This is a genomic window from Massilia sp. UBA6681 (assembly GCF_002454935.1).
GTDB lineage: Bacteria > Pseudomonadota > Gammaproteobacteria > Burkholderiales > Burkholderiaceae_D > Telluria > Telluria varians.
The window spans coordinates 1-24,380 of record NZ_DKJX01000039.1 but is presented as its reverse complement, the minus strand read 5'-3'; the positions used below and the strand labels follow the sequence as shown (position 1 = coordinate 24,380).

At 66.5% G+C, this 24,380-nt stretch carries 21 protein-coding genes; 12 read left to right on the top strand and 9 right to left on the bottom strand.

Annotated features, from left to right (window positions below):
* The first annotated feature begins 2 nt into the window (after positions 1–2).
* The 9 genes from B2R83_RS05225 (at position 3) to B2R83_RS05185 (ending at position 8,600) form a co-directional block, all read left to right on the top strand.
* Positions 3–905: an alpha/beta fold hydrolase gene (locus B2R83_RS05225; RefSeq protein WP_292038833.1), complete on the top strand. Its 903-nt coding sequence runs from the start codon at positions 3–5 to the stop codon at positions 903–905.
* 19 nt (positions 906–924) lie between these two features.
* Positions 925–2,127 carry a substrate-binding domain-containing protein gene (locus B2R83_RS05220; protein WP_209588552.1) on the top strand — a complete coding sequence of 401 codons (1,203 nt, stop codon included), beginning with the start codon at positions 925–927 and terminating at the stop codon, positions 2,125–2,127.
* 1 nt (position 2,128) lies between these two features.
* Positions 2,129–2,929 carry an ABC transporter ATP-binding protein gene (locus B2R83_RS05215; RefSeq protein ID WP_292038829.1) on the top strand — a complete coding sequence of 267 codons (801 nt, stop codon included), beginning with the start codon at positions 2,129–2,131 and terminating at the stop codon, positions 2,927–2,929.
* Positions 2,922–3,659 (top strand): ABC transporter ATP-binding protein, encoded by a 738-nt coding sequence (locus B2R83_RS05210; RefSeq protein ID WP_292038827.1) that lies wholly within the window; start codon positions 2,922–2,924, stop codon positions 3,657–3,659. The genes B2R83_RS05215 and B2R83_RS05210 overlap by 8 nt, the downstream gene beginning before the upstream one ends.
* An 8-nt stretch (positions 3,660–3,667) precedes the next feature.
* Positions 3,668–4,690 (top strand): branched-chain amino acid ABC transporter permease, encoded by a 1,023-nt coding sequence (locus B2R83_RS05205; protein WP_292038824.1) that lies wholly within the window; start codon positions 3,668–3,670, stop codon positions 4,688–4,690.
* A 5-nt stretch (positions 4,691–4,695) separates the two neighbouring features.
* Complete coding sequence (locus B2R83_RS05200; RefSeq protein WP_292038853.1) at positions 4,696–5,778, top strand: branched-chain amino acid ABC transporter permease; 1,083 nt, start codon at positions 4,696–4,698, stop codon at positions 5,776–5,778.
* Positions 5,779–6,014: 236 nt separating this feature from the next.
* Positions 6,015–6,719, top strand: a complete 705-nt coding sequence (locus tag B2R83_RS05195) for a choice-of-anchor J family PEP-CTERM protein (RefSeq protein ID WP_292038822.1) — start codon at positions 6,015–6,017, stop codon at positions 6,717–6,719.
* Between the two features lie 10 nt (positions 6,720–6,729).
* On the top strand, positions 6,730–7,140 hold the full coding sequence (locus B2R83_RS05190; protein WP_292038820.1) for a post-PEP-CTERM-1 domain-containing protein: 411 nt from the start codon (positions 6,730–6,732) through the stop codon (positions 7,138–7,140).
* Positions 7,137–8,600 carry a PA domain-containing protein gene (locus B2R83_RS05185; protein WP_292038818.1) on the top strand — a complete coding sequence of 488 codons (1,464 nt, stop codon included), beginning with the start codon at positions 7,137–7,139 and terminating at the stop codon, positions 8,598–8,600. The genes B2R83_RS05190 and B2R83_RS05185 overlap by 4 nt, the downstream gene beginning before the upstream one ends.
* A 72-nt stretch (positions 8,601–8,672) precedes the next feature.
* On the opposite strand, the gene B2R83_RS05180 is transcribed toward B2R83_RS05185, so the two are convergent.
* The 6 genes from B2R83_RS05180 to hemC all read right to left on the bottom strand — a co-directional run bounded on the left by B2R83_RS05180 (position 8,673) and on the right by hemC (position 14,783).
* Positions 8,673–9,895, bottom strand: a protein-coding gene (locus B2R83_RS05180; protein WP_414674354.1) for an IS3 family transposase whose coding sequence is annotated in 2 segments (ribosomal slippage) — positions 8,673–9,544 and positions 9,544–9,895 — 1,224 coding nt in all. Because the reading frame shifts where the segments join, the coding sequence is not laid out codon by codon here.
* Positions 9,896–10,035: 140 nt separating this feature from the next.
* A complete protein-coding gene (gene ppa, locus B2R83_RS05175; protein WP_036211366.1) occupies positions 10,036–10,575 on the bottom strand; it encodes an inorganic diphosphatase in 540 nt (179 codons plus the stop codon).
* A 104-nt stretch (positions 10,576–10,679) separates the two neighbouring features.
* Positions 10,680–11,876, bottom strand: coding sequence for a heme biosynthesis protein HemY (locus tag B2R83_RS05170; protein ID WP_292038809.1), 1,197 nt, complete (start codon positions 11,874–11,876; stop codon positions 10,680–10,682).
* A 1-nt stretch (position 11,877) separates the two neighbouring features.
* Entirely contained in the window at positions 11,878–13,017 is a 1,140-nt protein-coding gene (locus tag B2R83_RS05165; protein WP_292038808.1) for a uroporphyrinogen-III C-methyltransferase, read from the bottom strand.
* Positions 13,014–13,787 carry a uroporphyrinogen-III synthase gene (locus B2R83_RS05160; protein ID WP_292038806.1) on the bottom strand — a complete coding sequence of 258 codons (774 nt, stop codon included), beginning with the start codon at positions 13,785–13,787 and terminating at the stop codon, positions 13,014–13,016. The genes B2R83_RS05165 and B2R83_RS05160 overlap by 4 nt, the downstream gene beginning before the upstream one ends.
* Before the next feature lie 3 nt (positions 13,788–13,790).
* A complete protein-coding gene (gene hemC / locus B2R83_RS05155; protein WP_414674355.1) occupies positions 13,791–14,783 on the bottom strand; it encodes a hydroxymethylbilane synthase in 993 nt (330 codons plus the stop codon).
* 178 nt (positions 14,784–14,961) lie between these two features.
* Between hemC and ppc the strand changes: the two genes are divergently transcribed.
* Positions 14,962–17,766 (top strand): phosphoenolpyruvate carboxylase, encoded by a 2,805-nt coding sequence (ppc, locus tag B2R83_RS05150; protein WP_292038803.1) that lies wholly within the window; start codon positions 14,962–14,964, stop codon positions 17,764–17,766.
* Positions 17,767–17,893: 127 nt separating this feature from the next.
* On the opposite strand, the gene B2R83_RS05145 is transcribed toward ppc, so the two are convergent.
* Positions 17,894–20,092: a family 10 glycosylhydrolase gene (locus B2R83_RS05145; protein ID WP_292038801.1), complete on the bottom strand. Its 2,199-nt coding sequence runs from the start codon at positions 20,090–20,092 to the stop codon at positions 17,894–17,896.
* Positions 20,093–20,347: 255 nt separating this feature from the next.
* Between B2R83_RS05145 and B2R83_RS05140 the strand changes: the two genes are divergently transcribed.
* The gene (locus B2R83_RS05140) at positions 20,348–20,731 is read left to right on the top strand and encodes a hypothetical protein (RefSeq protein WP_292038799.1); all 384 of its coding nucleotides are present in this window, start codon (positions 20,348–20,350) and stop codon (positions 20,729–20,731) included.
* 3 nt (positions 20,732–20,734) lie between these two features.
* On the top strand, positions 20,735–21,670 hold the full coding sequence (locus B2R83_RS05135; RefSeq protein ID WP_292038797.1) for a PEP-CTERM sorting domain-containing protein: 936 nt from the start codon (positions 20,735–20,737) through the stop codon (positions 21,668–21,670).
* On the opposite strand, the gene B2R83_RS05130 is transcribed toward B2R83_RS05135, so the two are convergent.
* Positions 21,565–22,347: a transporter gene (locus B2R83_RS05130; RefSeq protein WP_292038796.1), complete on the bottom strand. Its 783-nt coding sequence runs from the start codon at positions 22,345–22,347 to the stop codon at positions 21,565–21,567. The two genes, B2R83_RS05135 and B2R83_RS05130, sit on opposite strands and share 106 nt — an antisense overlap.
* 123 nt (positions 22,348–22,470) lie before the next feature.
* The coding region (rpoD, locus tag B2R83_RS05125) for an RNA polymerase sigma factor RpoD (protein WP_292038795.1) at positions 22,471–24,380 on the bottom strand (1,910 nt) is incomplete at its 5' end.

Here is a 24,380-nt window from a genome sequence, read left to right as displayed (position 1 = left end):
GCGTGTCTATCTACACACCAATCAGCTACACCAGCAGCGACGGGCTGGCGCTGTACGCGCGCGATTATCCGCCAACAAGCGCGGCCACAGGCGCAGCCACCGACGCCGGCGCCGGCGCGCGGCTGCCGGTCATCTGCATCCACGGCCTGACACGCAACTCCGCCGACTTCGACGAACTCGCGCCCATCCTTTCCGCCATGGGCCGGCGCGTGATCGCGGTCGACGTGCGCGGCCGCGGCCACTCGGCGCACGATCCCAATCCCGACAACTACAACCCGAACGTCTACGCCGCCGACGTCGCCCGGCTGATGGAGCACCTGGGCCTGGGGCGCGCCATCTTCGTGGGCACCTCGATGGGGGGCCTGATCACCATGACCCTGGCGGCGCGCCGCCTCGATCTGATCGCCGCCGCCGTCCTCAACGACGTCGGCCCGGTGTTGTCCGTGCGCGGCCTGCAGCGCATCGCGGGCTATGCGGGCCGCTGCAATGCGCTCGCGAGCTGGGACGACGCTGCCGCCTACCTGCGCGACATCAACGCCTGCGCCTTCCCAGCCAACTCCGACGAGGAATGGGGCAAGTGGGCGCGCCGCGCCTTCGAACAGAAGGATGACGGCCAGCTGGCGCTGCGTTACGATCCGAATATCGCACAAGCGATACAGACGGGTAAACTGCGTCCGACCTCGCTGGCCGCGCGCATGGCCTTCCGCCGGCTGGCAAGGCGCCGCCCCACCCTCCTGGTGCGCGGTGCGCTGTCCGACCTGGTCGAGCAGGAACAGGCCGACTGGATGCGCAAGGCCGCCCCGGAACTGCATTACGCGGAAGTGCCGAACGTCGGCCATGCGCCCATGCTCACCGAGCCGGAAGCGCTGGAGGCGATCCGCGCTTTCCTGTCCAAGCTACCGTAAGAATCACAAGGAGACTGACATGCACCACCTGATCAAACCCCTGTCCATCGCCATCGTCGCCGCCTTCGCGGCGAGCGCTGCGCCTGGCGCGCATGCACAGGGCAAGGACCTGAAGATCGCCCTCATCGCCGGCAAGACCGGCCCGCTCGAAGCCTATGCCAAGGAAACCGAGACCGGCTTCATGATGGGCCTCGAATACCTCACCGGCGGCACCATGCAGATCAATGGCCGGAGAATCAAGGTCATCGTCAAGGACGACCAGTCCAACCCGTCGCTGGGCCGCACCCTGCTGGCCGAAGCCTACGGCGACGACAAGGTCGACATCGCGGTCGGCACCACCTCGTCCGGCTCGGCCATCGCCATGCTGCCGGTCGCCAAGGAATACAAGAAGGTGCTGATCGTCGAACCGGCCGTGGCCGACGCGATCACCCAGGAAAAGTGGAACAAGTACATCTTCCGCACCGCGCGCAGCTCGATGCAGGATGCGCTGGCCGCCGCCAGCACCTTCAAGAGCGGCAGCGTCGGTTTCCTGGCGCAGGACTACGCCTTCGGGCGCGACGCCATCGAGGCCGGCAAGGAAGCGCTCAAGACCACCGGCAGCAAGGCCGTCGTTGTGCACGAGGAATACGCGCCGGCCACCGCCACCGACTTCACCGCACCGGCCCAGCGCCTGTTCGACAAGCTCAAGGACAAGCCGCAGCCGCGCGTGCTGCAGATCGTCTGGGCCGGCCCGAATCCGCTGAACAAGATCGCCGACATGAAGCCGGAGCGCTTCGGCATCGCGCTGGCCCCGGGCGGCAACATCCTGCCGGTGATGAAGACCTGGAAGAACTTCGCCGGCACCGAAGGCACCATCAATTACTACTACGGCTTCCCGAAGAACAAGATGAACGACTGGCTGGTTGCCGAACACACCAAGCGCTTCAAGATGCCGCCCGATATGTTCACCGCCGGTGGCATGGCCGCGGCGGGCGCGGTGGTTGCGGCCCTGTCGAAGGCGCCCAACGCCAAGAACGGCGACGAGATGGTGGCGGCGATGGAAGGCCTGTCCTTCGAAACGCCCAAGGGCCGGATGAGCTTCCGCAAGGAAGACCACCAGGCGATCCAGCCGATGTACCACTTCCGCATCAAGAAGGACCAGAAGAACGAGTGGGACCTGCTGGAACTGGTGCGCGAGATCCCGGCATCCGAACTGCCGCTGCCGGTGCGGAACAAGCGCTGACATGACCGCACCCGCATCGCTGCAGTCCGCTGCACCTTCCTTGTCCACCCGCGACCTGACGATCCGCTTCGGCGGCCACGTCGCGGTGAACGCGGTGACGGCGGACTTCCATCCCGGCACCCTGACGGTCATCGTCGGGCCCAACGGCGCCGGCAAGACCACCTATTTCAACCTGGTGTCGGGGCAGTTGCCGGCCACCTCGGGCAGCGTGTTGGTGAACGGCCGGGACATCACCCGCGCCGGCGCCGCCAAGCGCACCCGTTTGGGAGTAGGCCGCGCCTTCCAGCTCACCAACCTGTTCCCCAACCTGACGGTGGCGGAAAACGTGCGCCTGGCGGTGCAGAGCCGCGCCGGCCTGGGCCTGAATTTCCTCTCGATCTGGTCGAGCCACCGGGAACTGATCGCGCGCGCCGAGCACTACCTGGAGCGCGTGGGCCTGGTCAAGCGCCGCGACGCCTGGGTGGCGACGCTCTCGCACGGCGACCAGCGCAAGCTGGAAGTGGCGATCCTGCTGGCGCTGGAACCCAGCATCATGATGTTCGACGAACCCACCGCCGGCATGAGCGTGGACGAAGTGCCGGTGGTGCTCGACCTGATCCATGCCGTCAAGCAGGAGCGCAACAAGACCGTGCTGCTGGTCGAGCACAAGATGGACGTGGTGCGCGCCCTGGCCGACCGCATCATCGTGCTGCACAACGGCACCCTGGTCGCGGACGGCAAGCCGGCTGAAGTCATGCAATCGAAGATCGTACAGGAAGCCTATCTTGGAACACCTGAATCAACAAAGGTCGCACATGCATAACGTGCCCAGCGAGCCGCTGCTCGTCCTCAAGGGCGTGCACACCCACATCGGCCAGTACCACATCCTGCAGGGCGTCGACCTTGTGGTCCCGCGCGGCGGCCTGTCGATCCTGCTGGGCCGCAACGGCGCCGGCAAGACCACGACCCTGCGCACCATCATGGGCCTGTGGAAGGCCAGCGCCGGATCCATCACGTTCGAGGGCCGCGACATCACGAAGATGGCCACGCCCGACATCTCGCGCTCAGGGATAGCCTACGTCCCGGAAAGCATGGCCGTGTTCTCCGACCTGACCGTGCGCGAAAACCTGTACCTCGCCGCACGGAATGGTCCTTTGGACGGGGCGCGCGTGGACTGGATCTGCGGCTTCTTCCCGGCCCTGAAGAAATTCTGGAACTACCCGGCCGGGAACCTCTCGGGCGGCCAGAAGCAGATGGTGGCGATCGCGCGCGCGATCGTCGAGCCGAGGAAGCTGCTGCTGGTCGACGAACCGACCAAGGGCCTGGCCCCGGCCATCATCCAGAGCCTGATGGCCGCCTTCCGCGAGTTGAAGGACACCAGCACCAGCATCCTGCTGGTCGAGCAGAACTTCAACTTCGTCCGTTCGCTGGGCGACACGGTCAGCGTGATGGACGACGGCCGCGTCGTGCATGCGGGCTCGATGGCGGCGCTGGCGGACGACGACGAGCTGCAACAGCGCCTGCTCGGCCTGTCTTTGGATTCACATCAATAGGAATCACCATGAGTGCAAGCCTTCCCATTGCCAGCAAGGACACGCCTTTGCCAAGCGCGCCGCGCGACATCGCGCCGCTGCTCCTGGTTCCGGTCCTGATGCTGGCCATGCTGCCCCTGGTCGGCAGCTTCCCCACCTGGGTCACCTTGAGCGTCGCCGGCCTGGCGATGGGCATGATGATCTTCATCATGGCGAGCGGCCTGACCCTCGTGTTCGGCCTGATGAGCGTGCTGAACTTCGGTCACGGCGCCTTCGTGTCGGTCGGCGCCTTCGCGGCGACCATGGTGCTGCTGCCGATGCGCGGCTGGCTCGAGATGGACTCGCTCCTGATCAACCTCGGCGTGCTGGCGCTGGCCATCACGGTGGCGATGGTCGTCACCGCACTATTAGGTTGGGCCTTCGAGCGGGTGATCATCATGCCGGTCTACGGCCAGCACCTGAAGCAGATCCTGATCACCATGGGCGGCATGATCGTGGCCGAGCAGCTGATCCATGTGATCTGGGGCGCCGAGACCATCGCCCTGCCGCTGCCGACCGCGCTGCGCGGCGCCATCTTCCTGGGTGACGCGGCGATCGAGAAATACCGCCTGGTGGCGGTGGTGATCGGCCTGCTGGTTTTTGTGGGCATGTTCCTGACCCTGAACCGCAGCAAGATCGGCCTCCTGATCCGCGCCGGCGTCGAGAACGGCGAGATGGTCGAAGCGCTCGGCTACCGCATCAAGCGCCTGTTCGTGATCGTGTTCGCGGCCGGCTCGGCGCTGGCCGGCATGGGCGGCGTGCTGTGGGGCCTGTACAAGGAGACGCTGACCGCCGCGATGGGCGGCGAGATGATGGTGCTGATCTTCATCGTCATCATCATCGGCGGCCTCGGTTCCGTGGGCGGCTGCTTCATCGGCGCCCTCCTCATGGCGCTGGTTACCAACTATGCCGGTTTCCTGGCCCCAAAAGTAGCGCTGGTCTCGAACATCATCCTGATGATCGCGATCCTGCTGTGGCGTCCGGCCGGCCTGTACTCGAAGATGCGGGGTTGATGAACATGCTGCACCGACTTTTATCCGCCGACATGCCGCGCAGCCGCCTGCTGGCAGCAAGCCTGCTCCTGATCCTGCTGGGACTGGCCTTCGCGCCCTTCCTGTTCTCGGGCGCGCGTCCGCTCAACACCGCCGCCACGATCTGCGTCTACATCGTGCTGGTGGCGTCCTATGACCTGCTGCTGGGCTACACGGGCATCGTCTCTTTCGCCCACACCATGTTCTACGGCATCGGTGCCTATGGGATCGGCCTCGGGCTGGCGCGCGTGGACGAGCCGACCTGGAGCGCGGCGCTGACCGGCCTCGGCATCGCCCTGCTGCTGGCGCTGGCCCTGGCCCTGGTGGTCGGCCTGTTCGCCCTGCGCGTACGCGCCATCTTCTACGCCATGATCACGCTGGCGGTCGCTTCCTCGTTCGCGGTGCTGGCCTCGCAGCTGTCGGACTTCACCGGTGGCGAGGATGGCATCACCTTCAGCGTGCCGGAAGTGCTCACGCCCGGCTTCACGCTGATGGAAAACGAGGTCTTCGGGCGCTCGATCGACGGCAAGCTGCTCACCTACTACCTGGTGTTCTTCGGGTCCCTGGTACTGTTCCTGTTCCTGCTGCGCTTGGTGAATTCGCCGTTCGGCCGGGTGTTGCAGGCGATCCGCGAGAACGAGTTCCGCGCCGAGGCGCTGGGCTACCGCACCATGACCTACCGCATCTGGGCCAACTGCCTGGCGGCACTGGTGGCGGCGCTGGCCGGCGCGCTGATGGCCCTGTGGCTGCGCTACGTGGGCCCGGACACCTCGCTCGGCTTCAAGGTGATGACCGACATCCTGCTGATCGTCGTCATCGGCGGCATGGGCACGATGTACGGCGCGGTGGTGGGCGCGGCCCTGTTCATCATCGCGCAGAACTACCTGCAGGGACTGATGGGCGCGGGTTCGGAAGCGCTGGCCGGCGTGCCGATGCTGGCGGCGCTGCTGCATCCGGACCGCTGGATGCTGTGGCTGGGCGTGCTGTTCATCCTGTCGATCTATTTCTTCCCGATCGGGATCGTCGGCAAGCTGAGGTTGCGCAGTTTCCTGGCGCGGCAAGCCCGGTAAGCCTTCCCTTCATTTCTCAGCAGCAGCTGACGGCCTCCCTTGCGGAGGCCGTTCTCTTTTCCGCGATTTAGTTCCCCTCCCGCCCTTGAGCCGCCCCCTGTCGCGCTCTACCCGCATTGAATGAACATCAAGTTTGCTTATCAGCCTGCTCATACCATAAGGACAACCATGGGCTCGCCGTCAGCCAGCGCGAGTGGACCACCATTTTCTTTCTGGCTCAGTACGAAAGGGGAATCATGAAGCGACTTACCTCACTCGCCGGCGCGGCCCTCGTCGCGGCGGCCACGTGGGCGCCACTGCCGGGCCATGCCGCCGGCCTTGTCGTCCTCGACGAAGGCTTCGGCAGCGTGGCCGGCCTGTCCGACTGGGCGCAAATCAACCGCAGCACGCCACCCGGGAACGCATGGTTCCAGGGCAATACCAGCATTTTTTCCGCACAATCGGGCGCAGCCGGCTCGTATGCCGGCGTCAACTACCTGAGCGCCGCCAACGGCCTCGGACTCGTGGACAACTGGCTGATCACCCCGACCCTGTCGCTGAACGGCCTGACCACCCTGTCCTTCTTCACCAACCGCGCACCCGATCCCGGCTTCTTCGACCAGCTCGAGGTGCGCTTCAGCTACGGCGGCAATACCAGCGCCGACGGCTTCGACACCCTGCTCCTGACCATCGGCGGCGAGAACAGTTTTCCCACGCAGTGGGCGCAATGGACGACGAGCCTCGATGTCCAAGGAGAAGGACGCTTCGCTTTCCGCTACCTCGGTAATGCCGAGACGCTTTCCTACATCGGGCTCGACACCGTCAAGGTGGTCACCGCCGTGCCGGAGCCGTCGACCTACCTGATGCTGCTGGCGGGCCTCGGCGCCGTCGGGGCGCATGCCCGGCGGCTGCTCAGGCGGGCGCCGGCGCCATCCATCAAAGAGGCGCCCCCCACCGTTTGAGGAGAATGCCATGTTCATCCATAAATTGATGTGTTTCCTGCCGCTTGCCGCACTGGCCCTCCCCGCCTGCGCCCAGCAAACCGAATCCCAGGCGGCGCCAGCCCAGCAGGGAATGGTGGTCGTGCGCGACGCCGACACCGGCGAACTGCGCGCCCCCACCGCGGACGAGGCGCGCGCCCTGCACCCGCGCACCAAGGCCTCGGCGGCGGGCGTGGCCGCGCCCGCGCCGAAGATGGTCACCGGACCCGGCGGACGCCGCTCGGTCCAGCTCGGCGAACGCGGCATGGTGTATTCGGTCGTCACCCGTGGCGCCGACGGCAAGCTCGAGGAGCAATGCGTGCACGGCGCGCATGCCGCCGACCAGGCGGTCCAGGGCGCACACAAGCACGGCGCCGCCAAGCAAGAGGAGCATCGCCAATGAAAGCTGCCACCTTCACCGCCCACCTGCGCAGTCTCGCCGCCACGCTGGCCTGCGCGCTTGCCGCCGCCTTTGCCGTCATGCTCGGCGGCATCGGCGCCGCGCAAGCGGCCGCCACCATCGTCATCGTCAACCTGAACGCGCCCGGCGAAGGCTTCAACGACCCGACGCCCGCCGCCCCCGTCGGGGGCAACACCGGCACCACGCTGGGCGCCCAGCGCCTGATCGCCTTCCAGCGCGCAGCGAGCATCTGGGGCGCCACGCTCGACAGCCCCGTGACGATCCGCATCGGCGCCGCCTTCGTGCCCCTGTCCTGCACGGCCAGCGGCGCGGTGCTCGGTTCCGCCGGCGCCGCCGAGATCTGGACCGATTTCCCGAACGCGCCGCGTGCCAACACCTGGTATCCGACGGCGCTGGCCAGCAAGCTGGCCGGCGCCGACCTGACCGCGCCGGAAGATCCGCACATCATCGCGCGCTTCAACTCGCGCCTCGGCCTGTTCCCCGATTGCCTGCCGGGCTCGCCCTTCTACCTGGGCCTGGACCGGCGCGCCAACGGCCAGATCGACCTGGTCACGGTGCTGCTGCACGAAATGGCGCACGGGCTCGGCTTCCAGACCTTCACCGACGACGAAACGGGCGAGCTGTTCTTCGGCATCCCCTCGATCTGGGACTACTTTCTGGTGAACAACCGCAATAACATGCCCTGGGTGGCCATGACCGACGAGCAGCGCCGCATCTCCGCCATCACCTGGCGCGGCCTGTCCTGGAACGGCCCGAACGTCACCGCCGCGGTGCCGCGCGTGCTGGCGCCACGCAGCAACCTGAACATCGGCGGCGCAAACGCCGGGGCTGCCAGGGGCGATTACTACGTCGGCGATGCGTCCTTCGGTCCGCCGGTCGGCGCCCGCGCCGTGAGCGGCCAACTGATGCCGGTGGTCGACCAGCCGAACGGCACCGGGCTGGCCTGCACGCCGCTCAGCTTCAACAATGCCCTGGCGGTGCGCAACAACATCGCCCTGGTGGACCGCGGCAGCTGCGATTTCGTCACCAAGGCGCGCAACGTGCAGGCGGCCGGCGCGATCGGCATGCTGGTGGTGGACAATGTCCCGGGCGACGTCATCGGCCTGAGCGGCGCCGATTCGAGCATCAGGATCCCGTCGCTGCGCATCACCTTGTCCGACGGCGTCGCCATCAAGGCGGCGCTGCAGCAGCGCTCGCGGACGATGTCGGGCGTGATCGCCACCTTCGGCATCGACCCCACCCGGCTGGCAGGCACCGACCGGCAACGGCGCATCGTGATGTACAGCCCCAGCATCAACCAGCCGGGGTCCTCGGTGTCGCACTACACCACCGAAGCCAAGCCGAACCAGCTGATGGAGCCGTCGATCAACGCCGACCTGCGGCACGTGGTCAGGCCGCCGTACGACCTGACCTTCCCGCTGCTGCGCGATATTGGCTGGTAATGCGCGGCTGGTGACTAGTCCTAGAATAGATTGACAGTTGTAAGTAGCAAGAAGAGTTCGTTCTTGCTGTCCTCAGAGCGCCCGATGAATCTCATCGGGCGTTTTGTATTTCAGGGCCTGGTGCGGCCGTTCGTGGTTGTAGATCGTTACTGACTGGGCAACCATGCGTCTTGCTTCGGCCAGGTCTTCGGGCCGTTGCAAGAGGAACTCAGTTTTGAGGATGCCATTAATGCGTTCGGCCAGCGCGTTCTGGTAGCAGTCATACCCGTCGGTCATCGAGCAGGTGATGCCGTGTTTCGCATGTAGGGCTTGATAAGCGCCTGCACAGTACTGGATTCCGCGGTCGGAATGGTGGATCAAAGGAAGGCAATTTTCCCTCGAGCGCAAAGCCATCTTGAGCGCTTGGGCTACTTCCTCGGTCTGGAGGCTGGCGTGGACATGGTAGCCGACGATCTTGCGTGAGTAGGCATCGGTGACCAAGCTCAGGTAGACACAACGCTGGCGCGTCGGAAGGTAAGTGATGTCGGCCACCCAGACCTGCTCTGGACGGTGAATATCGGTACCGTTTTCCGGCTTGAGCAAGTTCGGATGCTTGTAGAACCGGTGAAAGCTGTCTGTGGTCTTATGGAAGGCGCGTGCTGGTGGCACGAGTAAGTGTGCCCGCTTGAGCGTGGCAAACATGCCGTCGCGACCCAGCTTGATGCACTTGGCAGCAAGACGTCGCCGCAACATGTGATGCAGTTTGCGTACACCGATCCGGGGCTGTCGTCGCCTGACTTCCCTTACCAGTTCTACGACCTTCGCATCGCGCTCGTGCAGCGCCGCTTCGGCCTTGATCTGCTGGTAGTACGCCTGGCGACTCCAGCCCATGAATCTGCACGCCTTGGCGAGACTCAAGCCGGCTACCTGCCTTTGCTCGATGACCCGCCGGAATGCTTTTTTGGCAGCTTGACCCCGTATTCCTTACGGATCACTTCCAGCATCGCTTCGAAAAGCTGCGCCTTTTGGTTTGCGTCCTTGAGCTGCGTTTCCAGTTCCTTGATACGCTGCTCGGGCGTTTGGGGCACGGTAGGCTTGCTCACGGGATCGCTCCTGCGCTGGTTCGGTCCTCGCAGACTACCCCAATCCTGGCGACCATGCTTACGCAACCAGACCAGTACTGTGGAACGACCCTGTATCCCGTAGCGCCGCTGTGCCTGCTTGTACGTTAACTCGCCTTTTTCTACCTCATCAACGACCGCCAGCTTAAAAGCCAGCGTGTAATCTCGCTGAGTACGTTTTTCCCTCTCATCCATGTCAACACTCCTAAAAGTGTCAACCTATTTCAGGATGGGTCATGGTAATAAAAAAAGCCGGCATCCCGATGAGGGACGCCGGCTTTTATCGCTTGCAAGGCGCGCTGCGTGCGTTCACGCGGCGCGTCATGCACCGGTGCTTATTCCTGGCCCTTGCGCTTGAACGCTTCGACGCCGCCCGTGATCTCGGCCTTGGCGGCTTCCGCATCGGCCCAGCCTTCGATCTTGACCCACTTGCCCGGCTCGAGGTCCTTGTAGTGCTCGAAGAAGTGCTGGATCTGCTGCAGGCGCAGTTCTTCCAGGTCTTCCAGCTTCTGGATCTTCTTGTACATCGGCAGGACTTTCTCGACCGGCACGGCGATGACCTTGGCGTCGCCGCCGCCGTCATCGGTCATCTTCAGCACGCCCAGCGCGCGGCAGCGCACCACCACGCCCGGCGGCAGCGGGAACGGGGTGATCACGAGCACGTCGCATGGGTCGCCGTCGTCGGCGATGGTCTGCGGCACGTAGCCGTAGTTGCATGGATAGTGCATGGCGGTACCCATGAAGCGGTCGACGAAGATCGCGCCGCTGTCCTTGTCGACCTCGTACTTGACCGGGTCGGCGTTCATCGGGATCTCGATGATGACGTTGAAGTCGTTCGGCACGTCTTTGCCGGCTGGGACGTTATTCAGGCTCATGGAATTCCTTGCTTGCTGAAGTTTTAATAAGGTGCGTCATTATAGCGAAAGCGGCAAGCGGATGGCGCGTCCGGTGGCGGCGCGCATCCGCTGGCAACCCGGCATCAGAGGATGCTGGCCAGCGCACATTGCCGGTAATGGTGCGCCGCTTCCCCTTCCTGCCCCAGCGCCTCGTGCATCTGGGCCAGCTTGAGGTGCGCCTCGCGCACCATCGCCGCATCGAGGGCATCCGACAGCGCCTGCTCCAGGTAGCGCTGCGCCTTGCCCCACAGCTTCTGCTTCAGGCATAAGGCGCCGAGGGTCAGGGCCAGCTCGGCGTCCCGCGGACGTTCCTTGAGCCAGGCCTCGCAGTGCTCGATCTGGGCCAGCAGCGAGGGCGAGCCGCTGGGGCCGGCCGCCTCGCGGTAGGCGCGCACCACACAGTCGTCCCAGTTGGCCTTGAGCGCCTCTTCGGCAATCTGGCGCGCCTCGTCGTGCAGGCCGCAGGCATTGAAGACATTGGCGGCGCGCGCCGCGACCGTGGGCAGGGTGCGCTCCGCCACCGGTACGCCGGCCCAGAGGCGGCGGATCGTTTCCGCATCGACGTTGCGCTCGGATAGCAGGGCTTCGTAGGCCAGCTCGCGCAGGCGCGTCGACAGCGCCGGATGCAGGGCCTTGCGCTTGTCGAGGATGCGCACCAGGCGCAGCACTTCCGGCCAGTTGCGGGCCTGCTGGTGGGCCTTCATCGACCATTGCAGCGCGTGGATGTGGCGTTGGCCGCTGGCATTGAGTTCGGCGACCGCCTCGAGCGCGGCTTCCGGCTGGTGGTCGTCGACCAGCAGCTCGGTCACCGTCATCAGGCGCGCGGTCTTGAGCGCGGGATCGTGGGCGATGCCGGCCAGCCAGGCGTCGCGCCGCGCCGGCTCGCGCATGCGGTGCGCGGCTCGGGCGCCGATCAGGGCCGCCAGGCCGGCGTTCTCCGGCAGCTCGGCGGCGCGCATGGCCGCTTTCTCGGCGTGGCCGAAGCGGCCTTCGAACAGGGCCTTGAGCGCGTCGCGCAAGCCCTTGTTGCCTTCGCGCTCGCGCTTGCGCTGGCGGTAGGCGGCCACGCGCTGCGGCATCTTGAGGGTCGACTTGAGCGCCCGCACCAGGCCGTAGAAGGTCAGGAACAGCAGCACCAGCAGCACGACGAACAGGTTGAGCGACATGTCGAGCCGGTGCGGCGGGTAGAACAGCACCACGTTGCCCGGATTGAAGCGTGCCGTCACGGCGATGCCGATGGCCGCGGCCATCAGGGCGACTAACCAGAGAAGGAGCCGCATCTTATTGCTTCGCCTTGTAGTTGCGCACCGCGTTCAGGCTCTCGGACAGCGTCGGCATCTCGATCGTCAGGTTGTTCGCCTGCACCTGGCGCAGCGCCGCCTGCGCCGACTGGGTGGCGCGGGAGCGGGTGTCGAAATACTTGAGCAGGATTTCCTGGCTGCTGGCCAGGTCGTCGCGGAAGGTCGCCTCGTTGCGCGACAGCAGGGCCAGGCGCGCGTTCAGCAGGCGCAGCTTGAGATTCTCGCGCACGAAGAAGGATTCGGTGGGCGAGAGCATCAGCGCTTCCGGCGTGTCGACGCTGCGCACGCGCACCAGCTGGCGCACGTCGTCCCACATCTCCTGGCTCCAGTTGCGCCAGGTCTGGATCATGCGCTGGCCCAGGCTCAGCTTGTCCGGCGCGGCTTCGGCAGCGCCCTTGGCATCAAGCTTGCCATCTGGTTTCCGGGTGCTGCGAACTGGGGCCGCCGGCAGCAGCGGCCTTTCGTCGGACAGCATCGGCAGCGTGTCGACCTGGGCGATGACGTTATCCAGGCGCAGCGCGACACCGGCCAGGTCGACCGCGGGCATCGCCTTCAGGCGCTCGATGTCGGCGCTGATGGCGCGGCGGATGTTCAGGAACTGCGGCTTGTCCGAACGGCCCAGCGAACGGTCGGCGTTCTGCAGCGCGATCAGGGCGCCCTGCACGTTGCCGGCCAGCTGCAATTGCTGGCTGGCCGTGTTCAGCACCTGCTCGACCTCGGACAGCGCCCATTCGTCGCGGTTCTTCGACAGGTCCTGGTAGAGCTGCTCGAGCGCCAGCTGCTGGGTCTGGGCCTCGGACTGGCGGCTTTCCAGCACGCCGACCTTGATCTGCAGCTCCTTGGCCGTATCCGACACCTCGCGCGCCAGCGCCGCGGTTTCGGCGTTCACGGCGTTGCCCTTCTGCAGGCTTTGCGCCATGTCGCGGCGCAGGGTGTTGATGCGGTTGTGCGAGGTCCAGGTCTGCACCGCCAGCAACAGGGCCAGGATGGCGACCGCCGCCGGCAGGGGGCGCTGCAGCGCCTGGAGCAGCCCCTCCCCCCTCGACGCGGGCGCCGGCGCCTTCTGCAGCGTGACGCTACCAGACGGGATGTGTTCTGGATTATTCTGTTGTTCGTTCATTCTTTAGATTGTATCGCGGCAAGTAAGCGTGCGTCGCCAGAACCAGTGAGGGTGATCCGATCGCACCCGAGCGCGCGCGCCGTCTCCGCTATCCGTGCATGGGGAACGATCAGGTGCTGCGCCTGCAAGCGGGCCAGCCCGGTCGCGGGATCGCGCTCCCGCACCAGCCCCGCCAGGCCGCGCAAGGCTTCCGAACTCGTGATTATCCAGTCGTTTGGCCCTGCCAGCAAGGCGTCCAGCCCGGCCGCCAGCGCCGCGCTCAAGGGCGGCACGCTGCGGCGGTAGGCGGCGACCGGGGTGACCTGCGCCCCGGCCGCGCGCAGGGTGTCGGCCATCAGTTCGCGCCCGCTTTCGCCGCGCACGATCAGCACGCGGCGCCCGGCGAAGGCCGACAGGTCGAGGCTGGCCAGCAGGTGTTCCGAATCGCTGTTGGCCGGATCCGGCGGGCAATGGATGGTGGCGTTCTCGTCCGTGACCCCATGGCGGGCCAGCGCCGCGCGGCTGCCCTCCCCCACGACGCCGATCGGCACGCCGGCCGGCCAGCCGTCCAGGTGGGCAAAGGCGGCGTCCACCGCATTCGGCGAAACGAACACGACCATCGCACAGGAATCCAGCCCGGCCAGCGCGGCGCGCAGCGGCGCGCTATCGTCGAGCGGCGCGATCTCGAGCAGCGGCAGCACCACGGCCCGGCGTCCCAGCGCGCGCACGGCCTGGGCCAGCGGCTGCGCCTGGGCGCGCGGCCGGGTGATGACGACTGCCCGATCAGGCATGGGTCAACCGCCCTGGCTTGGCGCCGGCGACGCGTCGGCGGCCGTCTCCTGCGCCGCCTCCAGCTTGCACGCTTCCAGGATCGCATGCGCATCCTGGTCTTCCAGCAGGATCGCCACCTGCTCGCCGAGGAATTCCGGATGCTCCCAGGAGCCCGCCACCTCGGCCTGCGCGGTGCGCTGGCCGTCCGGGGTCGCCACCATCGCGCGCAGGCGCATGGCGCTACCCTGGACGGTCGCAAAGGCCGCCAGCGGAATCTGGCAGCTGCCGCCGAAGATCTTCGAGACCTTGCGCTCGGCCGTCACGGCGCGCGCGGTGGCCTCGTGGTTCAGCGGCGCCAGGAGAGCGCGCAGGTCGACGCCGTCGCTGCGCGCGCTGCTCACGATCTCGATCGCCATCGCGCCCTGCCCGGCCGCCGGCAGGCTGTCTTCGGGTTCCAGGAGCGCGCGGATGCGCTGGGGCAGGCCGAGGCGCTTCAGGCCGGCGGCCGCCAGGATGATGGCGGCGTACTCGCCGCGGTCCAGCTTGGCCAGGCGGGTATCGAGGTTGCCGCGCAGCGGCTTGATGACGAGTTGCGGGTAGCGCGCGGCGATCAGGGCCTGGCGGCGCAGGCTGCTGGTGCCGACGATGCTGCCTGCCGGCAGTTCGGCCAGGCCAGCGTAATCGTTCGAGACGAAGGCGTCGCGCGGGTCTTCGCGCTCGAGCACGGCGGCCAGCTCGAAGCCTTCCGGCAGTTCCATCGGCACGTCCTTGAGCGAGTGCACGGCCAGGTCGGCGCGGCCTTCGGCCATCGCCACCTCCAGCTCCTTGACGAACAGGCCCTTGCCGCCTACCTTGGAGAGCGTCCGGTCGAGGATCTGGTCGCCGCGTGTTGTCATTCCGAGAATTTCAACGCTGCACTGCGGATATAATGCGGCGAGTCGGGCACGCACATGTTCCGCCTGCCACATGGCCAGGCGGCTCTCGCGGGATGCGATAATGAGCTTTTGAGGCGTCAGCTTCGCAGGCGCTTCCTGCGCCGATTCATTTGCTTTCAACACGGATTCTTTCACTGTCATCTAGCCTACCAGGACGATGCCGGTTAACGGCCCTTGCTCAAGATCACAAATTTTAGCATGGGGCCTCCTGCAGACGATGGCCAACCGCCATGGCACTAACAATTCATTTGTGGTCGATATGGAAAACCCTGCTGCACTAGACAACCCTGCCGTACAGCCCGCCCTGGACAAGGACGCGCCCTTGAAAGAAGACATCCGCCTGCTTGGCCGCCTGCTCGGCGACGTGCTGCGCGAACAGGAAGGCGAAGCCGTGTTCGAGGTGGTCGAGACCATCCGCCAGACGGCGGTGCGTTTCCGCCGCGATGCCGACCCGGTCGCCGGCGAGGAACTCACCACCCTGCTGCACCGGCTCACGCGCGACCAGACCATTTCGGTGGTGCGCGCCTTCTCCTATTTCTCGCACCTGGCCAACATCGCCGAGGACCAGCACCACATCCGCCGCCGCCGCGCCCACCTGATGCGCGGCGCCGCGCCGCGCCAGGGCAGCGTCGGCCATGCGCTCGGCAAGCTCGTCGATGCCGGCGTGCCGCGCGAGGTCGTCGAAGACTTCTTCAAGGACGCCCTGATCGCGCCGGTGCTCACCGCGCACCCGACCGAAGTGCAGCGCAAGAGCATCCTCGACGCCGAGCACGACATCGCGCGCCTGCTGGCCGAGCGCGACCGCGGCCTGACGCCCAAGGAACTCAATCGCAACACCCAGCTGCTGCAGGCGCGCATCGCCACCCTGTGGCAGACCCGCATGCTGCGCTACTCCAAGCTGACCGTCGCCGACGAGATCGACAACGCCCTGTCCTACTACCGCATTACCTTCTTGCGCGAAGTGCCGGGCCTGTACGACGACATCGAGGACGAGATCGCTTCCTGCTACGGCGGCGAGGCCAGGCTGGGCGAATCGCAGTACCTGCAGATGGGCAGCTGGATCGGCGGCGACCGCGACGGCAACCCGAACGTGAATGCCGACACCATGCGCCATGCGCTGGTGCGCCAGTCGACCACCATCCTCGACTTCTACCTGGACGAAGTGCACGCCCTCGGCGCCGAGCTGTCCACCTCGACCCTGATGGTGCCGGTGACGCCGCAGCTGCAGGCGCTGGCCGACGCCTCGGTCGACCATTCCCCGCACCGCAGCGACGAGCCCTACCGCCGCGCCCTGATCGGCATCTACGCGCGCCTGGCCGCCACCGCGCGCGAACTGGGCGTCGACCACATCCTGCGCAAGGAAGTCGGCGAAGCCCCGCCCTACCTCGACGCCGCTTTGTTCGCGGCCGACCTCGAGGTGCTGGCCGATTCGCTGCGCGCCAACCACGGCGCCGTCCTGGTCGAGCCGCGCCTGGCAGGCCTGAAGCGCGCCGCGCGCATCTTCGGCTTCCACCTGGCCTCGCTCGACATGCGCCAGAGTTCGGACGTGCACGAGCGCGTGCTGGCCGAGCTGTTCGCGCGCGCCGGCGCTCGAACGGACTACGCTGCCCTGGGCGAGGCGGACAAGGTCGCGCTGCTGCTGCGCGAACTGGCGCAGCCGCGCCCCCTGTATTCGCCCTACGAGAGCTATTCGGACGAGACCAATTCGGAACTGGCGATCCTGCGCGCGGCACGCGACATCCGCCAGCGCTACGGCAGCCGCGCGATCCGCAACTACATCATCTCGCATACCGAGACCGTGTCCGACCTGCTGGAAGTCCTGCTGCTGCAGAAGGAGACCGGCCTGATGCGGGTATCCAGCGGCACCAGCGACGTGATGGTGATCCCGCTGTTCGAAACCATCCCCGACCTGCAGCGCGCCAGCGGCATCATGGACGAGTGGATGTCGATCCCGCTGGTGGCCGGCGTCATCGAAAAGCAGGGCCGCCTGCAGGAAGTCATGCTCGGCTACTCGGACTCGAACAAGGACGGCGGCTTCCTGACCTCGAACTGGGAGCTGTACCAGGCCGAGCTCAAGCTGGTCGACGTGTTCGCCGCCAAGGGCGTCAAGCTGCGCCTGTTCCACGGCCGCGGCGGCACCGTGGGCCGCGGCGGCGGCCCGAGCTACGATGCGATCCGCGCCCAGCCGCCGGGCACCGTCAACGGCCAGATCAGGCTCACCGAACAGGGCGAGATCATCGCCTCGAAGTTCTCGAATCCGGAGATCGGCCGGCGCAACCTGGAACTGCTGGTGGCGGCGACCCTGGAGGCGAGCCTGGTGCCGCATCCGGCGGACGAGGTGAACAACGCCAGATTGGCGCGCTTTGAAGCCGTGATGGCCGAGCTGTCCGAGCGCGCCTACCGCGCCTACCGCAACCTGGTGTACGAGACCCCGGGCTTCACCGACTACTTCTTCAGCGCCACGCCGATCGCCGAGATCGCGGAACTGAACCTCGGTTCGCGTCCCGCCTCGCGCAAGTCGACCCGCCGCATCGAAGACCTGCGCGCGATTCCCTGGGGCTTCTCATGGGGCCAGTGCCGCCTGCTGCTGCCGGGCTGGTACGGCTTCGGCACCGCGGTGAGCGGCTGGCTGGCGGACGGCGACCGCGAGGAACGCCTGGCGCTGCTGCAGGAGATGCATGCAGGCTGGCCGTTCTTCGCGACCCTGCTGTCGAACATGGACATGGTGCTGGCCAAGACCGACCTGGCGATCGCCTCGCGCTATGCCGGGCTGGTGGCGGACGTGGAGCTGCGCGAGCGCATCTTCCGCCGCATCACCGCCGAGCATGGCGAGACCCTGCGCTGCCTGGAATCGGTGACGGGGGTGAGCGAACGGCTGGCGGGCAACCCGCTGCTGGCGCGCTCGATCCAGAACCGCTTCGCCTACCTCGACCCGCTGAACCACCTGCAGGTGGAGCTGATCCATCGCCGGCGCAAGCTGGGGGACAATGCGGATCCGCGGGTGCACCGGGGGATTCACTTGTCCATCAATGGGGTCGCTGCGGGCCTGAGAAATACCGGCTGAGCCGTTTTTGTAGGGTGGGTGGGTCTTCCCGCCCACGCGGTGATAGATAGCGACTCCGCTTTCGCACCGGATGATCTTGCTGCTAACGATCACCGCGTGGGCGGAGAATCCGCCCACCCTACGAACATCAGCTGGAGCAGGCCCCCAGCACACTGCCCTTCTTCAGGAACGCCGGCACCGCATTCGGCGACACGCACACCTGCGCCCCCGGATTGCGCTCGCTGCCGGTCTTGTTACACACCATCACCTTGCCCTCGCCGCAGCGCGCATCGATCACGTTGACCGTGGTGCTGGCCTGCGCGAAGCAGCTTTCCGGGCTGCTTGCTTGCGCCGTGAAGCTGAAGCTGCCCGCAGCGCTCGGCGCGAAGCTGGTCACCGCGCCGCTGGCGGTCGACAGCCCGCCGGCCGGGCTCCAGGTGAAGGTCGACGAACCCGCCGCGTCGCTCGCAGTCAAGCTCACGCTCTGCGGACCGTAGCCCAGCGCGATCGTGTTGGCCGGCAGGCCGGTGGCTTCCCCTGGCCCCGGGCTCACGCTGATCGAGGGCTGCGGCACGTGGCCCAGCACCCGCACCAGGCCTTCCGCGCTGGCGCTGTTGCCGCCCTTGTCGACGGCGCTCAGCACCACCTTCTGCGCGCCGATGTCCGAGCACGAGAAGCTGGTGCGCGAGGCCGTCAAGGACTCCACGCCCCAGTTGTCGCCCGTGCCGCCATCCAGCTCGCTCGCGGCGATCGAGGCGCTGCCGTTGGCGAGCGTCACCGAGACTTCCCGGGTGCGCACGGTCGGCGCCTCGAAGTCGTTGCTGACCGTGCCCGCGCGCGCACTCTCGGTGCTCAGGCGGTTCAACGCCGTCACCGTGTAGTAGTAATACTGGCCCGGCGCGACGCTGGCGTCCGCGAAGGCGCTGGTGGCGGTGTCGGTCACGCCCAGCAGGTTGGCCGGGTTGTCCAGGTCCATCTCGCGATCCGGCGAGCGGTAGATGGCGTACTTGCGGGTCTTCTCGAATTCGTCGGCGGATTCAGGCGCCGGCGCCCAGGCCAGGTTCACCGCGTTGTTCTCGCCCACGCTGGCGACCAAGCCTGCCGGTGCGGCGGGCGCCGCCGTGCCTTTCCAGGCCATGGTTGGCAGCAGTGCCGGACGCGCATAGGTGCTGTTCATCAGCGAAGTACGGTAGCCCAGCGGGTCGTTCTGCAGGAACTGGTGGCGGAAGTGGACCTGGCCCGAGATGTTTGCCGAAGCGCGGTTCAGCGCGATCTGGTTGTTGATCTCGTTCGGATTGCTCCAGCCTGCCGTGTCGCGCATCTTGTAGTCGGCCAGGCCGATGTACATGTGGCGCTCGTAGGCGTTGTCGTTCCACCACGGCACCAGGAGCTTGTAGTCCGAGCCGGCCTGGCCGATGTACCAGTAGACCTGGGGCGCCAGGTAGTCCACCCAGCCCTCGCGGATCCACTTGCGGGTGTCGGCGAACATGTGGGTGTAGTGCTGCAGGGCGCCGGCGCTGGTCGGGGAACCCACGGCCGGGTCGGTGCTGCTGCGGTAGATGCCGGACGGCGAAATGCCGAACTTCACCCAGGGCTTGACCGCGCGGATGCTGTCGTTCACGCGCGCGATCAGGATGTCGATGTTGTCGCGGCGCCAGTCGGCGCGGCCGGCTGCGGTATCCGGGAAGCCGCGCGGATCGGCGTAGTACGCCGCGTCGTCGCCGGTTGTGCCGTTCGGGTAGAAGTAGTCGTCGAAGTGGATGCCGTCCACGTCGTAGCGGTTGACGATGTCCATGATGACGTTCACGACGTGGTCGCGCACCGCCGGCAGGCCGGGGTTCAGGATCTTCACGGTGCCGACCGTGAGCAGCCATTCCGGATGGGCGAGCGACACGTGGTTCGGCGCGTACATCGCCGTGTTGTTCTGGTTGGACGCCGTGGCCACCGCGCGGTAGGGGTTGATCCAGGCATGGAATTCCATGCCGCGCTTGCGGGTCTCGTCGATCGCGAACTGCAGCGGGTCCCAGGCCGGGCTGGGCGCGCGGCCCTGCTGGTTGGTCAGGTAGTAGGACCAGGGTTCCAGCTCGCTCGGGTACATGGCGTCGGACTGGCTGCGCACCTGCAGGAAGGCGGCGTTCATGCCGGTGGCCTTGTTGTGGTCCAGGATGGCCTTGAGCTTGGCCTGCTGCTGGGCCGGCGTATCGAGACGGCTGGGCCAGTCCAGGCTGATGTGGGTGCTGATCCACACGCCGCGCATCTCGCGCTTGGGTGACACCGTCTGTGCATCGGCGTGGGAAATGGAAGCGACGAGCATGGCGGCTGCCGCTGCAAGCAAAAGTTTTTTCATGTTGTCTTTTTTTGCAGGTTGAGGTGAGCGCACCAGGGGAGCGCTGGTGGCGGTCCCCGGCGCCTCTCCACGCGCCGATGTGTTGCCATCCGCAAAACAGGGTACGCGCGAGCAATTTTGACAACCAATGAATTTAGCTGGGGCCGGCATAACTGTCATGCATGAGTCGCGTGGCGGCCACGGCCGCAGCAGAATCGTGCCGGACAGCGCAAATGCGATGCTAGGATGGCAGCACCAATCCTTGAGGAGGCCGCCATGGCGATCCGGAATGGCATGCCGGTGCCGGCGATCGCCGGCGCCCTTGCGGGCGGACCGGCCATGGCGGATGTGCGGAGGCAGGCAACGACCGGCAAGCTGCCGGGGGGCCGGTTCGACCTCGACCTTGGGGATGCGGTGACGCCTTCACTGCTCATTCCCGGCCTGCCGTCCTCGCTCGCCCACAGCCTTGGCGATAACGCCGCAGCCAATGCCACGCTCGGCCGGGGTGGCCATGTCGAAACCCATACAAGTGAGAGAGTGTACGACGCCGGTCAGCGCGGCGCCCGAACCCGCGTCCTGGGCCATGCTGCCCATCGACGCACCCCTGCTGGGCCGTTGCCCGCGAAGGACGCCACGACCAGCGCATTGACCAGGAGGTGAACCATGAAAACCGATATGCGACTCCAGGCGCTGGCCTTTGCCTGCGCCCTCGCCAGCGCCCCGGCGCTGGCCGACGTGCACGGCCAGGCGACGCTGGGAAACCTGCGCTTCACGTTGATCGATCTCGATCCGAACGATGCGGTCACGCCATCGCTCGAATGGGTGCTTCCGCAAAACCAGGGCTGGAGCGGGTCGAACGGCTACATGTCGGTCATGTACGACGCCTCCAGCACCGACTGGAGCTGGGGCGAATACTACAACCGCTATGCCAATCCCGAGGCGCGCCAGCCTGCCCAGATCGACTACGCGCCCGGCCCGCATGTCTCCTTGTCGACCGCGTACGCGCATCCGGACCCGCTCGGCCAGCTGCTGTCGCTATCGGTCGGGAGCGCTCCGCCGGCGGGAGCATACACGCATCTCACGGCCGACGTGCGCAGCGAACAGCTGGGATTCTGGCTGTCGCCGAATACCCGCGTTTCGCTCAGCGTCGACATGAACGGCAGTGCCGGCGCCGAGGAGCAGGACTCGCACAGCGAGTACCTGCGCCTCCTGCTGGGCTTCGGCGTGGTCGACTACCTGACCTACGGTAACAGGGATGAGATTCGTGTCCAGCGCGAGACCGGCACGGCTGCGGGCCTGGCACCGGGCTTCGCCGAAACGGGCACGCTGACGGTCGACTTCAGCAATCCCTACGGATACGCGCGCCGGGCCGACCTGCAGCTGTCGCTCGGCGCCGAAGCCTGGGCCTCGCCCATCAGCGCCGTGCCCGAGCCGTCCAGCCATGCCATGCTGCTGGCGGGCGCCGCCCTGCTCGGATGGCGCCGCGCGCGCACTCAGCGCCGGATCGACAGGCCGACGGTGAAGGCGACATCCGGCGTGCGGCTATTGAGTCCACGCGACAGCATCGCGTCGAGCTGCACGTCTTTCGACAGGAGATAAGCGGCGCCGACGTCGAAGCTCGCCTCGGTGCCGCCGTGGCGGCTGCGCGCAATATGCGGCAGCGCCACTTCGACGATGCCGCGCAGGCGCTCGCCGAAGCCCTTCGCCAGCACGATGCCGAACAGGCCGTAGCGGTAGCGCCCTGCGCCCTCTCCATCGCGTTCGACGCCGATCCCCGGCATGACGCCAAGCGCCATACCGTTCGGCAGGGTCCACTCGCCGATCACGCGCAGCGCGGGCCGTACGCCTTCGCCGCGGAAGGCGCGCGAGCCGCTGTCGAATTCCGCCGAGGCCAGCAGGCCGACCGAAGGGCGGCTGCCGGCGGCGTCGATGAGGTGCCAGCCCAGGGCCAGCGTGGTGTCGCCGTAGCCGGCGTCGGTGCTGCGCCCGCCGCCCGCACCAAGATGCCGATTCATGCGCCCCTCGGTCTCGACGCGCAGCTCGACAGTGTCGGCGACGCCGAAACGCAGCACGGTGGGCGTGGACAGGACGCGCTCGCGCCCCGCCCGGTTGCGGTCGCGTTCATACTGCAGGCCGGCTTCGAGCTGGAAACGGCCCTTGCCCACGACCGTGCTCGATTCGACGAAGTCGGGCCGGCCGCTTTCGATGACGTCCTGGGCCTGCGCGCCGGCTGCGCACAGGGCGACTGCCACAGCCAGCATGGTGGTGTGCTTCATGGGATGCTCGCGAGGTGGATGCCTTGCATGAGAGGTAGCGCAAACCGGGTGCTCCGGCCGCACCGGACAAAAAAATGCCGTCCAGTTCATCACTGGACGGCATCTTTTACCAAACGGTAAAAATTACTGGTTGTGCAGGAAGGTCTTCAGCTTGTCCGAACGCGACGGCTGGCGCAGCTTGCTCATCGCCTTGGCTTCGATCTGGCGGATCCGCTCGCGGGTGACATCGAACTGCTTGCCCACTTCTTCCAGTGTGTGGTCGTTCGACATTTCGACGCCGTAGCGCATGCGCAGCACCTTGGCTTCGCGCGGGGTCAGCGAGTCCAGCACTTCCTTGATCACGTTGCGCATCGAGGCGTGCAGCGCGGCGTCCAGCGGCGCCAGGGTGGTGTTGTCCTCGATGAAGTCGCCCAGCTGCGAATCGCCGTCCTCGCCCATCGGGGTTTCCATCGAAATCGGTTCCTTCGCGATCTTCATGATCTCGCGAACCTTGTTCTCCGGCATTTCCATCTTGGCCGCCAGGGTCGGCAGGTCCGGCTCGCTGCCGGTTTCCTGCATGATCTGGCGCGAGATGCGGTTCATCTTGTTGATGGTCTCGATCATGTGCACCGGCACGCGGATGGTACGGGCCATGTCCGCGATCGAACGCGTGATCGCCTGGCGGATCCACCAGGTCGCGTAGGTCGAGAACTTATAACCGCGGCGGTACTCGAACTTGTCCACCGCCTTCAACAGGCCGATGTTGCCTTCCTGGATCAGGTCGAGGAATTGCAGGCCGCGGTTGATGTATTTCTTGGCGATCGAGATCACCAGGCGCAGGTTGGCCACGGTCATTTCGCGCTTGGCCTGGCGGGCGCGCTTCTCGCCTGCCGCCATCTGCTTGTTGATGCGGCGCAGGTCGGCCAGCGGCAGCGCCACGCGCGCCTGCAGGTCGATCATGCGCTGCTGCAGTTCCTTGATGGCCGGCAGGTTCCGGCTCAGCACCGCGCTGTACGGGTAGGCGCAGTCGACTTCGCGGTCGCCCCATGCCAGGTCGGTCTCGTTGCCCGGGAAGACCTTGATGAAGTGGGCGCGCGGCATGCCGCAGCGGTTCACGCAGATGTCCAGCACGGCGCGCTCGATCGAACGCACTTCGTCCATCTGGCCGCGCAGGGTGTCGCACAGCTTTTCCACGATCTTGGCGGTGAAGCGGATGCCCAGCAGCTCGTTCGAGATGATGGCCTGGGCTTCTTCGTACTCGTCCGAACCATAGCCGCTGGTCTTGAAGGCGTGGCCCATGCGGTCGAACTGCTTCTCGATCAGGGCGAACTTCTCGAGCGCGCTCTTGCGCAGCTGCGCCAGCTGCTCGGTCGAGTAGCCGGCCGCGCCACCGCCGGCGGCGCCGTCTTCTTCCTCTTCCTCGACTTCCTCTTCTTCTTCCTCGTCGTCGCCGGCGCGCGCCGGCGCGGCGGCGGGCGCAGGCGCGGCATCGTTCAGGTCGACGAAGCCGTCCACCACGTCGTCGATCTTCATCTCGTCGGACGCGATCTTGTGCGACAGCGCGATGATCTCCGAGATCGTGGTCGGGCAAGCCGAGATCGCCTGCACCATGTCCTTCAGGCCGTCCTCGATGCGCTTGGCGATCTCGATCTCGCCTTCGCGCGTCAGCAGCGACACCGCGCCCATTTCACGCATGTACATGCGGACCGGGTCGGTGGTGCGGCCGAAGTCGGAATCGACGGTCGACAGCGCGGTCGCGGCGGCCGCTTCCACTTCGTCGTCGCTGGTGGCGGTCGGCACGTTATCCGACAGCAGCATCATTTCGGCTTCCGGGGCGCGCTCGTAGATCGCGATGCCCATGTCGTTGAAGGTCGCGATGATGCCTTCGATCGCTTCCGGATCGACGATGTTTTCCGGCAGCTGGTCGTTGATCTGGGCGTGGGTCAGATAGCCGCGCTCCTTGCCCATGTTGATCAGGTTCTTGATCTGCTGGCGGCGCTTTTCCAGTTCCGCTTCCGAGAAGCCGCTTTCGCCGCCCAGCATGCCGGCCAGGC

Coding starts and splice junctions, on each gene's coding strand:
- ppc (WP_292038803.1), top strand. CDS start 14,962: ATGGAAAACCCTGCTGCACTAGACAACCCTGCCGTACAGCCCGCCCTG.
- B2R83_RS05190 (WP_292038820.1), top strand. CDS start 6,730: ATGTTCATCCATAAATTGATGTGTTTCCTGCCGCTTGCCGCACTGGCC.
- B2R83_RS05210 (WP_292038827.1), top strand. CDS start 2,922: ATGCATAACGTGCCCAGCGAGCCGCTGCTCGTCCTCAAGGGCGTGCAC.
- B2R83_RS05200 (WP_292038853.1), top strand. CDS start 4,696: ATGCTGCACCGACTTTTATCCGCCGACATGCCGCGCAGCCGCCTGCTG.
- B2R83_RS05205 (WP_292038824.1), top strand. CDS start 3,668: ATGAGTGCAAGCCTTCCCATTGCCAGCAAGGACACGCCTTTGCCAAGC.
- B2R83_RS05135 (WP_292038797.1), top strand. CDS start 20,735: ATGAAAACCGATATGCGACTCCAGGCGCTGGCCTTTGCCTGCGCCCTC.
- B2R83_RS05195 (WP_292038822.1), top strand. CDS start 6,015: ATGAAGCGACTTACCTCACTCGCCGGCGCGGCCCTCGTCGCGGCGGCC.
- B2R83_RS05145 (WP_292038801.1), bottom strand. CDS start 20,092: ATGAAAAAACTTTTGCTTGCAGCGGCAGCCGCCATGCTCGTCGCTTCC.
- B2R83_RS05140 (WP_292038799.1), top strand. CDS start 20,348: ATGGCGATCCGGAATGGCATGCCGGTGCCGGCGATCGCCGGCGCCCTT.
- B2R83_RS05130 (WP_292038796.1), bottom strand. CDS start 22,347: ATGAAGCACACCACCATGCTGGCTGTGGCAGTCGCCCTGTGCGCAGCC.
- B2R83_RS05165 (WP_292038808.1), bottom strand. CDS start 13,017: ATGAACGAACAACAGAATAATCCAGAACACATCCCGTCTGGTAGCGTC.
- B2R83_RS05160 (WP_292038806.1), bottom strand. CDS start 13,787: ATGCCTGATCGGGCAGTCGTCATCACCCGGCCGCGCGCCCAGGCGCAG.
- ppa (WP_036211366.1), bottom strand. CDS start 10,575: ATGAGCCTGAATAACGTCCCAGCCGGCAAAGACGTGCCGAACGACTTC.
- B2R83_RS05220 (WP_209588552.1), top strand. CDS start 925: ATGCACCACCTGATCAAACCCCTGTCCATCGCCATCGTCGCCGCCTTC.
- B2R83_RS05185 (WP_292038818.1), top strand. CDS start 7,137: ATGAAAGCTGCCACCTTCACCGCCCACCTGCGCAGTCTCGCCGCCACG.
- B2R83_RS05215 (WP_292038829.1), top strand. CDS start 2,129: ATGACCGCACCCGCATCGCTGCAGTCCGCTGCACCTTCCTTGTCCACC.
- B2R83_RS05170 (WP_292038809.1), bottom strand. CDS start 11,876: ATGCGGCTCCTTCTCTGGTTAGTCGCCCTGATGGCCGCGGCCATCGGC.